The organism is Micromonospora sp. NPDC005197 (genome assembly GCF_040608295.1).
In the GTDB taxonomy this organism is placed as follows: Bacteria; Actinomycetota; Actinomycetes; order Mycobacteriales; family Micromonosporaceae; genus Micromonospora.
Genome location: NZ_JBEXHY010000010.1, coordinates 72823 through 87167, shown reverse-complemented (window position 1 = coordinate 87167; position 14345 = coordinate 72823). Strand labels below are relative to the sequence as shown.

The following is a 14345-nucleotide window of genomic DNA, read 5'->3' as shown; positions in this document are numbered from 1 at the left end:
GCCCCTGCACCTTGAGGGGGGGGGGCCGGGGCGGGCTGGCGGGCGGGGCCCCCCCCGCCCGCGCCCCCCCCCACGACTCGTGCCCGGCGGCCGACGCGTCCTCGCCGCAGCGGTCACACCAGCGCTGCGCTGCCACAAGCTCGGTCACGTCGTCCTCACCGGTCAGCTCAGAGGGTCGCGGAGAGGGCCTTGACCGGCATCTTCAGCTCGTCGAGCAGGTCGAGGTCGGCGGTAGCCGGCCGGCCCAGGGTCGTCAGGTAGTTGCCGACGATCACGGCGTTGATGCCGCCGAGCAGACCGTCGCGGGTGCCCAGGTCACCGAGGGTGATCTCGCGGCCGCCCGCGTACCGGAGGATGGTGCGCGGCATGGCCAGCCGGAACGCGGCGATGGCCCGCAGCGCGTCCTTGCCCTCGACCACCGGGCGGTCACCGAGCGGGGTGCCGGGGCGCGGGTTGAGGAAGTTCAGCGGCACCTCGTGCGGGGCCAGCTCGGCGAGCTGCGCGGCGAACTCCGCCCGCTGCTCGACGGTCTCGCCGAGGCCGAGGATGCCGCCGCAGCACACCTCCATGCCGGAGTCGCGGACCATGCGCAGCGTCTCCCACCGCTCCTCCCACGAGTGGGTGGTGACCACGTTCGGGAAGTACGACCGGCAGGTCTCCAGGTTGTGGTTGTAGCGGTGCACACCCATGTCGACCAGGTCGTCGACCTGCTCCTGGGACAGCATCCCCAGCGACGCGGCGACCTGGATGTCGACCTCGGCCTTGATGGCGGCGACGCCCTCGCGCATCTGCTTCATCAGCCGGTCGTCCGGGCCGCGCACGGCGGCCACGATGCAGAACTCGGTCGCCCCGGTCTGCGCGGTCTGCTTCGCGGCCTCGACAAGCGACGGGATGTCCAGCCAGACCGAGCGCACCGGGGAGGTGAACAGGCCCGACTGCGAACAGAAGTGGCAGTCCTCCGGGCAGCCGCCGGTCTTCAGCGAGACGATGCCCTCGACCTCGACCTCCGGGCCGCACCACCGCATCCGCACCTCGTGGGCGAGCTGGAGGGCGGCGGGCAGGTGCTCGTCGGGCAGGTTCAGCACGGCGAGGACGCCGGCCTGGTCGAGGCCGACGCCGTCACCCAGGACCTGGGTGCGGGCCTGGTCGAGGATCTCTGGCATGGCTCGTACCCTACAAGGCCCCCGGCCGAGCGGGTACGACCTGCCATCCGGTCGATCTCCGCCGCGGAGATCGACGCACGCCGGTGGCGACCCCTAGTGACCGACCATTGACGGTACGTGGTGATGGTCGCCTCGGATCCCGATCGTCGTCGACATCCGCCGCCGGTCGGCCCCCGCTTGCCGAGTGGATTCGTCGGGTCGGTGGCGGCGGGTGGTAATTTCGCCCGGCGGGTGTCGGCGTGACCGGCGCGGACGGCGGTTAAGGGGTGACGGTGGCGGACTGGCTGGCGGCGCTCGATCGTCGCGCGCAGTTGCGGGCGAAGGCCGGCCTGACCCGGCGGCTGCACCCGCGTCCCGCCGACGACCGGATGACCGACCTGGCCGGCAACGACTACCTCGGCCTGGCCACCCACCCGGAGGTCACCGCCGCGGCCACGGCGGCACTGTCGGCGTACGGGCTGGGGGCGACCGGGTCGCGGCTGGTGCGCGGCTCGACCGACGCGCACGAGGCCCTGGAGGTCGAGCTGGCGCAGTGGCTGGGCACCGACCGGGCTCTTGTCTTCTCCTCCGGATACCTGGCCAACCTCGGCGCGCTGCGGGCCCTCGTCCAGCCCCGGACCCTGCTCGTCTCGGACGCGCACAACCACGCGTCGCTGATCGACGGCTGCCGGATCTCCGGCGTGGAGACGGTGGTCAGCGCGCACGCCGACGTGACGGCGGTGGCCGCCGCGCTGGCGGTGGCGCCGGGACGCCCGGCGGTGGTGGTCACCGAGTCGGTCTTCTCGGTCGACGGCGACCTCGCGCCGCTGGCCGACCTGCACGCGGTGGCCCGCCGCTACGGCGCGCTGCTGCTGGTCGACGACGCGCACGCGCTCGGCGTGACCGGTCCGTCCGGTGCCGGCGCGGTCGCGGCCGCCGGGTTGGCCGGCGAGCCGGACGTGGTAATCACCGCCACCCTCTCCAAGGCGCTCGGCGGGGCGGGTGGGGTGGTCGCCGGCCCGGCGGAGTTCGTCCGACACCTGGTCGAGACCGGCCGTACGTTCATCTTCGACACCGCGCTGCCGCCGGCCGTCGCGGCCGGTGTGCACGCCGCGCTGCGGCTGGCCCGGGCCGGCGACGACCTGCGCGCCGAGGTGGCCGACCGGGTGGCGCTGGCGGTCGGTCGACTGGGCGCGGCCGGGCTGGCCGTCTCCGCGCCGGACGCGGCGGTGATCTCGGTGGCGGCGCCCGGCCCGGAGGCGGCGACCGCCTGGGCCGCCGACTGCCGGGACCGGGGAGTCGCGGTGGGCTGCTTCCGGCCGCCCTCCACCCCGGACAGCCGCTCCCGGCTGCGCCTGACCGTCAGCGCGGGAGTGCCCCGGGCGGATTTCGAGCGGGCCCTGGACGTCATCGTGGAGTGTGCGCCGTGAGCGCGAGGAGTGAGCCGGGTTTGCGAGCCCCGCAGTCGCGAGCTGAGGGAGCGCCGTGAGCGCGTGGGAGGGGTCGGTGCTGGTCACCGGCACCGACACCGAGGTGGGCAAGACGGTGGTCACCGCGGCGATCGCGGCGGCCGCGCAGGCCGCCGGTCTGCGGGTGGCGGTTCTCAAGCCGGGTCAGACCGGCACGGCCGGCGGTGAGCCGGGCGATGTGGACGTGGTCAATCGGCTGGCGGCTCCGCTGACCGGTCGCACGCTGGCCAGCTTTCCGGACCCGCTCGCCCCGCTGGCCGCGGCCCGGGTCGCGGACCTGCCGCCGCTGGAGCTGTACGCGGCGGTGGACGCCGTCCGCGAGGAGGCGGACAAGCACGACCTGGTCCTGGTCGAGGGGGCCGGTGGCCTGCTGGTGCCGATGGGACTGCGGCCGTCCGGCGAGCCGTGGACGATGGCCGACCTGGCGGTGTCGCTCGGCGCGCCCGCGGTGGTGGTCGCCCGCGCCGGGCTGGGCACGCTCAACCACACCGCGCTGACCCTGGAGGCCCTGGACCGTCGTGCGGTGCCGGCCGGCGTGGTGATCGGCGCCTGGCCGGCGTCGCCGGAGCTGGTGCACTGGACGAACCTCACCGACCTGGTGCCGAACCTGCTGGGCGCGGTGCCGGCCGGCGCCGGTGCGATGGACCCGGGGGTGTTCCGGCGGTCGGCGCCGGGTTGGCTCACTCCCGCGCTGCACGGGGTGCTCGACGACTGGCGCGTCTGGGCCGAGGAGAGCAGCTGAACACCTGACTTTCGTCGGTGTCGGGGCAGGTCGGGCGTGGGTAGCGTGGCCGCCGTGAGCATCCTGGACCTGCCGGGGCGGTGGCGGCGTCCGCTGCTGGACGTGCTGCTCTGGGCTGTGGTGGCCGCCCCGATCGCGGCTGCCCGGTTGACGCCGCCGTACCCGCGTTTCGACGTGGCGCTGCTGCTCGGTTCGCTGGCGCTGCTGGCGGTCGCGGTGGCGTCGGCGCGGCGCTGGCCGCTTGTCGGGTTGCTGCTGGTGGTGCTCGGTTCGCTGGTGGACGGCAACTTTGTCTTCGCCATCCCGGTGTTCAGTTATCTGAGCGGGCGGCGCAGTGCGGGCGCGGCGCCGGCGGCCGCGCTGTTCGGCGTGATCGCCGTCGGCGGCACGGTGCTGAACCTGGGGTTGCTCGGCACCGGGGCGGCGACCTGGTTCCTGCTCGCTTCGGTGCTGCTGTTCGCCGGGGTGTTCCCGTGGCTGGTGGGCCGGTACCGACGGCAGCAGCAGGCTCTGACCGACGCCGGCCGCCGGCACGTCGAGGCGCTGACGCGCGAGCGGCGGGGCGCCGCGGAGCGGATCCGGCTGCGGGAGCGGGCCCGCATCGCCGAGGAGATGCACGACTCGCTCGGTCACGACCTCAGCCTGATCGCGTTGCGGGCCGCCGCGTTGGAGCTGGCCGACGACCTCGCCCCGGAGCATCGGACGGCGGTGGGGGAGCTGCGGGCCAGCGTCGCGGCGGCGACCGAACGGCTGCACGGCATCATCGGGGTGCTGCGGGAGGAGGGCGGTCCGGCCGGCGTCCGCCCGGTGGGGGAGACAGTCGTCGACCTGGTGGTCGGGGCCCGCGAGGCCGGGATGGCGGTACGGCTGGACGGCCCGACCGACACCGTCGAGCTGCCCGGGTTGACCGGGTCCGCCGCTCATCAGGTGGTGCGGGAGGCGCTCACCAACGCGGCCCGGTACGCCCCGGGCGCGCCGGTGACCGTCACCCTCGCTCGGGACCGGAACGGGGTCGAGGTGCGGGTGCGTAACGCGTCGGCGCCGGCTGGCCCGCTGCCCCGACCGGCTTCCTCGGGGAGCGGTCTGCTCGCCCTCGCCGAGCGGGTCCGGCTGGCCGGCGGCGTGCTGGATGCAAGCCCGTGCCCCGACGGTGGCTTCGCGGTGAGCGCCCGGCTGCCGCTGCCCGCCGAATCGCACTACGGCGCGGGATGGTCGGGAGTGCCCGTCGCGGTGGCCGCCGTGACCGATGGCACGTTCGACGGTGACGCCCCGGTCGGCGGTGGCCCGGAACGGCCGGCCGACGCCGAGCGCCGGCTGCGCGAGGCTCGTCGCCGGGCGCGGCGCAGCCTGCTGACGGCGCTCGCCGCCCCGGCCGGTCTCGCGCTCGTCCTGTCGTTGGTCTACTACTCGGTCGCCACGACCGGCACGGTGCTGGACGAGTCGACGTACGACCGGATGCGACCCGGTACCTTGCGCGCCGACCTGCCCGGGTTGCCCCACCGGCAGCTCACCCCGCCGGTCGGCGGGGCGACGCCGGGGTGCGAGTACTACACCGACGGCAACTTCCCCCTCGCCGAGCCGACGTGGCGGCTCTGCTTCACCGACGGTCGACTGGCCAGCAAGGAGCGGATCGCGCAGTGAACACCGATACGGCCGCGCCGCCTCCGGTCCGGGTGGTCCTCGCCGACGACGAGGCGATGATCCGGGCCGGCGTCCGGGCCATCCTCGCCGCCGATCCGGGCATCGAGGTGGTCGCCGAGGCCGGCGACGGGCGGGCCGCGGTGGAGCTGGTTCGCGCGCACCGACCCCGGGTGGCGGTGCTGGACATCCGAATGCCCCGGTTGGACGGGTTGGCCGCGGCGGCCGAGATCCGCCGGGTCGCGCCGGCCACCGCGACGCTCATGTTGACCACCTTCGGCGAGGACGACCACGTGGCCCGGGCGCTCGGGCACGGCGCGAGCGGGTTCCTGCTCAAGGCCGGTGACCCGCGCGAACTGATCGCCGGGGTGCACGCGGTCGCCGACGGCGGGGCGTACCTGTCGCCGCGGGTGGCTCGCCGGGTGATCGAGCTGGGGGCCGGACGGCTGGCCCGCCAGCCCGCCGCGCGGGACCGGACGGCCGGGCTGACCGAGCGGGAGCGTGAGGTGCTGGCCCTGGTCGGGGCGGGGCTGTCCAATGCGGAGATCGCCCGCCGGCTGCACCTGGTGGAGGGCACCGTGAAGAGCTACCTGACCAGCATCTTCACCCGGCTGGATGTGCGTAACCGGGTGCAGGCGGCGATCCTCGCGTACGAGGCGGGGCTGGTCGAGCAGTGAGCGGGGCCGCGAGGGCCCCCGCTCGGTGTGGCTCAGGCGTCGCGGCGGCGCAGCGCGGCCTGACCGAGCAGCAGGGCGGCGCCCGCCCAACCGGCGAGCACCAGCAGCCCGACCGCGCCCGGGTACGGCTCGGTGTCGCCCGCCAGGAAGTGCCCACCGGCCACGCCGGGGAACGCGTCGGCGATCCGGTTCAGGACGGTGATGTCCGGCTCCTGCAGGGACAGCGGCACGATCATCAGGGTGGCGAAGAGCACGATGATCGTGAGCACCGCGCTGCGCAGCGCCGCGCCGAGGCCGAGCGCCAGGACGCTGACCAGGGCCAGGTAGGTCGCCACCGCCACGATGTCGCCGATCGTGCCGGCGGTCGGCGCGCTGCCCCACTCGCCGAGCACCGGCCGGGCGACCAGGGCGCCGACCCCGCCGAGCAGCAGTCCGAGGACGAAGGTGACCGCGCCGGCCACCACGGCCTTGGCCAGGAGCACCCGACCGCGTGCCGGGGCGCACTGCAGGGTGGTCCGGATGGTGCCGCTGGTGAACTCCGTCGTGATGGCGAGCAGTCCCAGCGCCAGCACGGCGTACTGGGTCAGCTCGACCGCGTCGATCAGCACGCTGCCGACGGCGACGATGCCGGGGTCGTCGGCCGGGTCGTCGTTGGTGTTGGCGTTGGCCGCGTAGATGGCGAGCTGGCCGGCGCTCGCGGCCATCAGGAACAGCCCGGCCAGCATCGTCCACCAGGTGCTGCGCACCGAGACCAGCTTGGTCCACTCGGCGGCCACCGCGGCCCGGAAGGCGGCCGGCGCGCTGACGGCCGGCGCGGCGGTGGGACGGCTGCCCACCACTGTCTGCGTGCTCATCGTGCGTCACCTCCGGTCGGGCCGCCCGCGTACTCGACGCTGTCGGCGGTCAGCTCCATGAACGCCTGCTCCAGCGACGCGCCGTGCGGGCTCAGCTCGTGCAACCGCACCCCCAGCTCGTACGCCAGGTCACCGATCCGGTCGACTGTGGTCCCGGTGACGGTCAGCTCGTCCGGGCCGGCCGGTTCCACGGTGGCGCCGTGCGCGGCGAGACGGGCGGCGAGGGTGGCGAGCCCGTCGGGGTGCGGGCTGCGGACCCGTACGGCGAGTCCACTGCCCGCGATGACGTCGCCGACCGGGGCGTCGGCGAGCAGTCGTCCCCGGCCGATCACCACGAGCTGGTCGGCGGTGAGCTGCATCTCGCTCATCAGGTGGCTGGAGACGAAGACCGTGCGGCCCTGCCCGGCCAGGGAGCGCAACAGCTGCCGGACCCAGCGCACCCCGTCCGGGTCGAGGCCGTTCACCGGCTCGTCGAACATCAGCACCGGCGGGTCGCCGAGCAGCGCGCCGGCGATGCCGAGCCGCTGGCCCATGCCCAGGGAGAGGGTTCGGCCCGGTTTCCCGGCGGCACGCCCGTCCAGCCCGACGGTGTCGAGCACCTCGTCGACCCGCCGCGCGGGGATGCCGTTGCTGCGGGCCATGGCCAGCAGGTGCGCGCGCCCGGACCGGGTGGGGTGGATGGCCCGGGCGTCGAGCAGGGCGCCCACCTCGTGCAGCGGTCGCCGCAGCTCCCGGTACGACCGACCGTCGACGAGCGCCGTTCCGGCGGTGGGCCGGTCCAGGCCGAGGATCATCCGCATGGTGGTGGACTTGCCGGCGCCGTTGGGGCCGAGGAAACCGGTGACCCGGCCGGGTGCGATGTCGACGGTCAGCGCGTCGACCGCGAGGGCCGCCCCGAACCGTTTCGTCAACCCACGTAATGTGATCATGCGCTGACGCTAGGCGTCCGCCACGTCGGCCCGCCGCGCCCGAACGGCACCACCCGACCCTGACTTTCGTCAGGTCGCCCCGGTCAGCGGATGTAGTCCTCCAGCAGCGCCGGGGTGAGCCCCGCCCGGTGGATCGCCTGCAACGCTGCGAGGAGGTCGTCCATCAGCGCCGGCCGGAAGTGCATCAGCAGCACGTCGCCGGGTTGGACCACCTTCTCCGGGGTCTGGTAGCGCACCTTCCCCTCGTGGACGGTCTCGGACCAGTGCAGGACGGCCTTTGCGCCGCAGTCCCGAGCGGCGGTCAGCGTGGTGCTGTCGTACTCGCCGAACGGCGGGCGGAACAGGGTCGCCCGCTTGCCGAACAACGCCTCCAGCCGGTCCACGGCCCCGCAGATCTCCTGCTTCTGGTAGTCGTACGACCGGCCGGCCAGCGAGGTGTGCCGGATCGTGTGGCTCTCGACGACCCCGCCGGCCACCTGGATCTGCCGGAAGTAGACGTCGTGCTCCTCGGCCGCCGGTGAGTTCAGGAACATCGTGACCGGGATGTGCGCCCGCCAGATGAAGTCGGCCACCGCGGGCGGGCGAGCCAGCCCACCGTCGTCGATGGTGATGAAGGCGACCTTCTGGTCGGTCGGCAGGCGGTGCCAGAACGGGATCGCGCCGGTCGCGGCCAGCGGCACCGGCTGCGGCGGCGGCGCCTCCGCGAAGGTCGGCACCTGGGACACGTACCAGTCCAGGCTTCCGGGGGCGGGCGGGGCCGACGGGGACGGCGAGGCGGACAGCGACGGCGAGGCCGACCGGGTGGGTGCCGCGACCGACGGGCTCGGCGGGACCGCGGCGATCTGCCGGGCGTGGGACACGGGCCGGGCTGTGCAGGCACTCAGCGTCAGCAGGGCCAGAAGCGTTGTGGCGGCGAGGATCCGACGGGCGGGGGTGGCGGACACGCCCGGAAACATACCGAGCGGAGGTCGGTCCGGTCAGCCCGGTGCGACCTGAGGACGCCGCACCACGAAGGCGTCCGGCATCCGGAAGGTGAGGTTGTCCGGGCACCACGGCGGCCGGACCACGGTCACCCCGTCGAGCAGAGGCGTCGCCTCGGCCACCACCACGGCCGCCTCCATCCGGGCCAGTACGTCCCCGACGCAGCGGTGCGCGCCCGCCCCGAACGCCAGGTGCCGGCGCGACCCGCGCTGCCCCGGGCGGAACTCGTCGGGGGACTCGACGATCGCCGGGTCCCGGCCGGCGCGGGCCAGCCACAGCACGATGCTGGTGCCCGCCGGCACGGCGGTCCCACCCAGCGTGCCGTCCACCGCCGCGACGCGCCGCCACGTGACGATGGGCGGTTCGAGGCGTAGGCCCTCCTCGACGACGTCGGCCACCGCGACGTCGCCGGTGCGCAGGCCAGCGCGTACCGCCGGTTCGACGGCCAGCCGGTGCAGCAGCAGGGTGAGGAACTGCGAGGTGGTCTCCTGGCCGGCGACCAGGAGGAAGAAGAGCGCGCCGACCACCACGTCCGGCGGGTGGCCGCCCGCGCGCAGTTCGGCGGCCAGGCCGCCACCGGTGGCCGCGAACTCCCGCAGGACGCCGTGGAAACGGCCCACCTCGGTGGCGAGCGCGAGCTGCCGGTCGCCGTCCAGGGGCGCCCAGAACAGCTCCAGTGCCGCCCGGGCGAACTCCTTGACCGCGCCGACCGGTGCGTCCGGCAACTCGACCAGCCGGGCCAGCACCAGCAGGGGCAGGTCGGCGGCGAGGTCCGCGTACAGGTCGACCGGCGCACCGGCGTCGAGCGCGGCGCGCAGCCGGGCCACCCGCTGCCGGACCAGAGCGGTGAGCCAGGGGCGTTGCGCAGCGACCCGCGCGGGGTGCAGCGCCTCCGCGACGATCGCCCGGATCGGGGGATGGCTGGCGGCGGAGTTGTTCGCCAGCGTCGGCGGCAGCCGGAACCGGTGCCCGGCGAGCACCCGCAGCGCGGTCACCGGCATCGGGGTCACCGCGTCCAGGGCGTTGTCCGGCCGGTAGCGGACCGGGTCGGCGAGGACCTGCCGGACCAGCGCGTGCCGGGTAACGACGAGGTGACGTACGCCGACGTGGTCGGTCACCTCGGCGACGTCCGGCCAGGGTGCCTCGACCTCGGACGCCCAGCCGGAGAACAGCACGTCGACACGCTAGCCGGCAGCCCTCGGCAGGCCGGCGCGCAACTGCCAGACGGTGGTGCGCTTCACCCGGACGCTCTCCAGGGCCTCCGGCACCGGCACGTCGTAGGTCGCCAGCTCGTCGAAGCGGTCCCGGGGCAGGAACGCCCGGCCGGGGTCACCGACCAGCGCCGGCGCCCCGGCCCGGGTGGCGCGCAGCAGGAACCGCAGCACCCGCCGGGCCATCGCCTCGCTGTAGAACACGTCCCCGGCCAGCACCACCTCGGCGTCGCCCGCGTCGCCGTCGAGGATGTCGCCGAACTCGGCGTCGACGCGTACCCCGTTGGCCTCGGCATTGAGCGCGACGGCCGCGACCGCCAGCTCGTCCACCTCGACGGCCCGCACGGACGCCGCGCCGGCCCGGGCGGCGGCGATGGCCACCAGGCCGGAGCCGGAGGCGAGGTCGAGCACCCGGCGGCCGGCGACCAGCTCCGGGTGGTCGGTGACGTAGCGGGCGAGCGCCTGCCCGCCGGCCCACGCGAAGGCCCAGAACGGCGGCGGCCGGTCGCTGGAGAACTCGCCCTCGGTCAGCTCCCAGAGCCCGATCGGTTCGTCCGCCTGGTGCAGGCGCACCTCGGGAACGAAGGGGACCGGGGCCAGCCGGGCGTGCAGCCGGACGAAGGTGCTGGAGAGCTCGGACACCCGGCGATTCTCGCGCACCGGTCAGCCCCGGCGACGCACGGAGGTGGTCGAGGGATCGCGGGTACGCGTGAAGGGTTCACCACTCTCGGTGAAATCACCCCTCCTGCTTGGCATCCGATGCGAAGACACCCCTCTGTCCGGCCCGCCCGTTTCCTCCTAGCGTTTCCCTCCAGGGACGAGAAGGAGCGAGGTGGTGGTGATCGTGTGGCGGTACGCGCTGCGGCTCGGAGCGTTGGTTGCCGGCGTTGCCGGGGCGGTGCTGACCCTGGCCGCGCCGGCACAGGCGGCCTTCGCCACCGAGATGAGCGGCCTGCCGGCCCGGTTCAGCGCGGGGGACCAGGTGCGCACGATCTCGGCGGTGGTCTCGCAGACGGACCGGCGCGGCGGATGCGCGAAGGTGCGCTGGTCGATGGTGCTCCGCGTGCAGGGCATCCGGCTCGACCAGGTGAAGATGGACCGGGTGGAGGAGAACGGCGACTTCCCGCTGGAGGTCCAGACCGAGGGTGACGTGGCCCGGTTGACCGATCGGCAACTCGACCCGGGCACGCTCTGCCCGGGCCGCACGGTCACCGCCCGCTACCGGGTGGCCTTCGCCGAGGACGTCACCCAGGGACGGGTCACCCTCGCCGCCGAGGCGTACGACGCCAACCTGCGCCTGTTGGCCCGCCAGACGGCCACCCGATCGGTGGTGGGGGCGGGGGCCAGGCCGACCGGTACGCCGACGCCGAGCGCGACTCCGGCCGAGCCCAGCGATCCGCCGAGCGAACCGGCGCAGGAGAGCGACCCGGCCGAGGAACCGGTCGCCGACCAGCCCATCGACGCCGCGCCGCCGGCCGCCGGCCGTCCGGTCTCACAGGCCGGTGGGTTCGGCATGGTGCAGGCCGCGTTCCTGCTCGGTGGGCTGCTGCTCTCGCTCGGGGTGGGGTTGCTGCTGCGGCTGCGTCACCTGACCCGGGCCGCCACCACCGAGGCCGAGGACCCGCCGGTGGACCGGCTCTGGGAGCGGCCGGCGCCGGCGGGTGGCTGGCGACCGGCCCGCCGCTGATCGGGGGTTGTCGGGGCCGGCGGAGGACCGCCGGCCCCGACGGTGTCACTTCGTGAACGCCTGGAACTCGGCGATCCTGACCTGGGCCCGGGCCGGGCTGGCGGTCGCGCAGTCCGTCGTCGTGGCCGGGTCGTCGTCCTGCTCACCTGCGTACTGCGGGCCGCCGGTGCACTGGCTGGCCAGCACCTCCAGGCGCAGGTGGGTGGCGAGGGTGGTGGGCACCGCGAACGTCCGCAGGTTGATGTCGCGGCTGTACGCCCGGTACGCCCCGCCGGGGAACGCGTCGCCCGCGCTGGTGTAGATCCGCCGCCAGTGCGTCGGGTCCGCGCAGTCGGTCGTCGTCGCGTCGCACGCGGACACCGCGAACGAGCGCAGCGCGCTGAGCGCGTTCTGACTGCCGGTGTCGGGGTCCCCGACGATCGCGGGTCGCAGCATGGCGCTGACGTTCACCCGCTTGACCGTCTGCGGGCCGTCGCCCGGCAGGTCGACGGTGAGCTGCCGGCCGGCCACCCCGTCCAGGGAGGCCCAGTTCGTCGCCTCGGTGTCGTCGGCGACCCGGTCCAGGTTGACCCCGTCGCCGCTGATCGTGGCACCGGAGGCCGTGGACGCGAGGTTGCGACTCAACCGCAGGTCCACGTAGCCGGTCCGGCCGGCGTCGGCGACCACGCTGAGCCGCTGGTGCCCGAAGCCGGGCGCGACGGCCAGCAGGTCGTACGTGCCGGCCACCATCTCCACCGTGTCCGGGATCGGCGTGGCCGGGTCGGTGTCCGCGATCGGCGTGGCCCGTGCCTCGTACGCCCCGACGTACACCCGGATCGGCGCGTCGGCGCTGTCCCCGCGGGGGCGCAGGGTGAGCGTCGCGTTGCCGCCACGCGGCGAGGCGAAGCTCGGCGTCGGGTCGGTGTCCGCGGCGCCGTTGGTGGCGGCGTCCCGGCCCATCCCGGAGCGGGCGAACTCGGCCCAGATCAGGTCCTGGTTCGCGCCCCCGAAGCGCAGCAGGTCGGCGGTGAGCATGTTGTCCCGCATGTCGAGCATGCTGACCTGGCTTGCGGCCTGGAGCAGGAACGAGTCGAAGACCAGTTGCGACCAGCGCCGGTTGCCCGGGCACTTGTCGGCGGTGACCTTGCCCTGCGCGCACTCCAGCTGCCGCTGGGTCGTGCCGAGGCCGTACCGCTTCACCAGCGCCGAGCGGACCCGGTAGTTGGTGGCGCCCCAGATCTCCCCGTCGGCGTGCACGGCGGGGCCACCGGTGTTGTAGCCGATGTCGGAGTAGTTCAGCGGGCTGCGGCTCAGGTCGTAGTTGCGGATGCCGCTGACCAGGTTGCCGGTGACGTAGCCGCCGGTGACGAAGGGCGACTCGCCGGGCGCGCGCAGCCCGTTCTGGTACAGGTACTCGGCGGCGAGCAGGTCGCCCCACGACTCACCCATCGCCCCGCCCTGGTGGCCGCTGATCCCGCTGTCCGGGCCGGCGATCATCCGGTTGGTGATGGCGTGGGTGTACTCGTGGCCGATCACCGTCATGTCGTAGTCGCCGTCCACGCACGGCGGGTACGGGCCGCCGGCCTGCGGCTGCCACAGGTACATGTTGGTGGTCGGCGGCAGGCCGTCGCGCCCGGTGCCCTGGTTGGCGTTGTTGCGGTTGCCGGTCAGCGCGCCCTGCTGGGCGCGGCCCTGCTCGGCGTCGCCGCCCAGCCCGGACGGGGTGAGGTTGACCGCCTGGAGGTTCCACGCCGACTCGGTGAAGCCCAACTGGTACGCCCAGTCGTGCATGCGGTTGTGCATGACGAAGAGGTTGGCGATCGCCGCGTCCGCGTCGTTGCGCTGCGCCGACGTGAACACCGCCGGGTTGCACTTCGCCTGGTGCCACTGGTCGGTGAACGGGTACTCGTAGCGGCGCTCCGCGCTGGGGGTGGCCGGGACGACAGGGGTGTTGTTGCCCCAGGAGAGCACGGTGTTGGCCGAGTTGCCGCGCGAGGTGAAGGTCGGTGCGCCGGTGGCCGCGTCGACGTCCCACGGCTGGCCGGTGGCCGGGTCCCGCTGGGCGACCTGGCAGCCGGGGGCCGGGTCACCGCACCAGCGCACCCGCGGGTCCTGCCCGGCGGCGAGGTCGCGGGGCGGGGTGGCCGGGAAGACCGCCCAGCTCGGGTTGTCCGAGTCGAAGTCGACGAGGTCCTCGCGGACCAGCACCTTTCCGGTGCTGCCGTCCACGTAGCTGGTGAACGCCGCCGGGTGGTCGGCGTCCGCACCGATCATGGTCACCTCGTAGGCGGCCCGGGGCCCGTCCAGCGGGGTGGGTACGGCCACGGCGCGCACGGTGTGGCTGGCCACCGCCGTCGCGGTCAGCCCGGCGTCGGCGAGCGCGTCGGCGTACGCCTGTTCGGCGGTGCGGGTGGCCGGCGCGGGCGCGCTGGTGTCGCGGGCCAGCGAGGAGTTGACGGCGAGCACCGAGCCGCCCTGGACCGCGAGGGTGACCAGGCCGTCGGGCCCGGCCGGCAGGTCGCCGAAGCGCTGCCGCAGGGTCACCACGGCACCGCTGCCGATCGGTCGGACCAGCACCCGTTCCAGGTCGGCGACCGTCGCGGCGTCCATGCCGTACAGGTCACGGTTGGCCCTCAGGTAGGCGCGGGCGGCGGCCTCCGGGTCGCCTGGCAGCCCGGTGGCGAGCGGGGTACGACCGGGGCCGAGTGCCTGCGGGGTGCCGAACCGGTTCCACCGCACGTCGGGATCAGCGGCGCGGGCCAGGCCGCGCTGGCGGGCGTCGGGTGCCGCCGTACCGGAGCGGTTGTCGAGGTCGGCAGGCTCGTGGTTGCCCTCGGCGAACGGCCCGGACGAGCGTTGCGTGGACGGCGCCCCGGCGGGGGCCGCGGTGCTCGCGCCCGTGGGTAGCAGCGCGGCGATGGTCGCGGTCGTCGCCAGGACGGCGATGAGCCGGCGTCGACGCCGGCTCATCGGGGGTGACCACTCCGGTTGTGGCACGGGACCTCCTCGTGGGAGCGGGATGGCCGGCGGCTGCCG

12 protein-coding genes are annotated in these 14345 nt (G+C 74.7%); 5 read left to right on the top strand and 7 right to left on the bottom strand.

Annotated features, from left to right (window positions below; translation table 11 throughout):
- Positions 1-167: 167 nt before the first annotated feature.
- Complete coding sequence (gene bioB, locus ABZU46_RS06685) at positions 168-1163, bottom strand: biotin synthase BioB (RefSeq protein WP_354855452.1); 996 nt, start codon at positions 1161-1163, stop codon at positions 168-170.
- Positions 1164-1435: 272 nt separating this feature from the next.
- On the opposite strand from bioB, the gene ABZU46_RS06680 reads away from it, so the two are divergent.
- From ABZU46_RS06680 to ABZU46_RS06665, 4 genes are all read left to right on the top strand, one after another.
- Positions 1436-2572: an 8-amino-7-oxononanoate synthase gene (locus tag ABZU46_RS06680; protein WP_354855451.1), complete on the top strand. Its 1137-nt coding sequence runs from the start codon at positions 1436-1438 to the stop codon at positions 2570-2572.
- A gap of 76 nt (positions 2573-2648) precedes the next feature.
- The gene (gene bioD, locus ABZU46_RS06675) at positions 2649-3353 is read left to right on the top strand and encodes a dethiobiotin synthase (protein WP_354855460.1); all 705 of its coding nucleotides are present in this window, start codon (positions 2649-2651) and stop codon (positions 3351-3353) included.
- Between the two features lie 54 nt (positions 3354-3407).
- A complete protein-coding gene (locus ABZU46_RS06670; protein ID WP_354855450.1) occupies positions 3408-4994 on the top strand; it encodes a histidine kinase in 1587 nt (528 codons plus the stop codon).
- Positions 4991-5668, top strand: coding sequence for a response regulator transcription factor (locus tag ABZU46_RS06665; RefSeq protein ID WP_354855449.1), 678 nt, complete (start codon positions 4991-4993; stop codon positions 5666-5668). The genes ABZU46_RS06670 and ABZU46_RS06665 overlap by 4 nt, the downstream gene beginning before the upstream one ends.
- 32 nt (positions 5669-5700) lie before the next feature.
- Here ABZU46_RS06665 and ABZU46_RS06660 read toward each other — a convergent pair whose 3' ends face one another.
- From ABZU46_RS06660 to ABZU46_RS06640, 5 genes are all read right to left on the bottom strand, one after another.
- A complete protein-coding gene (locus ABZU46_RS06660) occupies positions 5701-6522 on the bottom strand; it encodes an ABC transporter permease (protein WP_354855448.1) in 822 nt (273 codons plus the stop codon).
- Positions 6519-7451, bottom strand: coding sequence for an ATP-binding cassette domain-containing protein (locus tag ABZU46_RS06655; protein WP_354855447.1), 933 nt, complete (start codon positions 7449-7451; stop codon positions 6519-6521). Before ABZU46_RS06655 ends, ABZU46_RS06660 begins: the two co-directional genes overlap by 4 nt.
- A gap of 83 nt (positions 7452-7534) precedes the next feature.
- Positions 7535-8395, bottom strand: coding sequence for a polysaccharide deacetylase family protein (locus tag ABZU46_RS06650; RefSeq protein WP_354855446.1), 861 nt, complete (start codon positions 8393-8395; stop codon positions 7535-7537).
- 33 nt (positions 8396-8428) lie between these two features.
- A complete protein-coding gene (locus ABZU46_RS06645) occupies positions 8429-9550 on the bottom strand; it encodes a cytochrome P450 (protein WP_354855459.1) in 1122 nt (373 codons plus the stop codon).
- Positions 9551-9616: 66 nt separating this feature from the next.
- On the bottom strand, positions 9617-10285 hold the full coding sequence (locus ABZU46_RS06640; protein WP_354855445.1) for a 50S ribosomal protein L11 methyltransferase: 669 nt from the start codon (positions 10283-10285) through the stop codon (positions 9617-9619).
- Between the two features lie 193 nt (positions 10286-10478).
- On the opposite strand from ABZU46_RS06640, the gene ABZU46_RS06635 reads away from it, so the two are divergent.
- Entirely contained in the window at positions 10479-11330 is an 852-nt protein-coding gene (locus tag ABZU46_RS06635; protein ID WP_354855444.1) for a hypothetical protein, read from the top strand.
- Positions 11331-11375: 45 nt separating this feature from the next.
- On the opposite strand, the gene ABZU46_RS06630 is transcribed toward ABZU46_RS06635, so the two are convergent.
- Positions 11376-14306 carry a M36 family metallopeptidase gene (locus ABZU46_RS06630; protein ID WP_354855443.1) on the bottom strand — a complete coding sequence of 977 codons (2931 nt, stop codon included), beginning with the start codon at positions 14304-14306 and terminating at the stop codon, positions 11376-11378.
- Positions 14307-14345 lie beyond the last annotated feature (39 nt).

Bases quoted from the DNA above. Each gene is read 5' to 3' on its own strand.
- ABZU46_RS06655 (WP_354855447.1), bottom strand. From the start codon at position 7,451: ATGATCACATTACGTGGGTTGACGAAACGGTTCGGGGCGGCCCTCGCG.
- bioB (WP_354855452.1), bottom strand. From the start codon at position 1,163: ATGCCAGAGATCCTCGACCAGGCCCGCACCCAGGTCCTGGGTGACGGC.
- ABZU46_RS06660 (WP_354855448.1), bottom strand. From the start codon at position 6,522: ATGAGCACGCAGACAGTGGTGGGCAGCCGTCCCACCGCCGCGCCGGCC.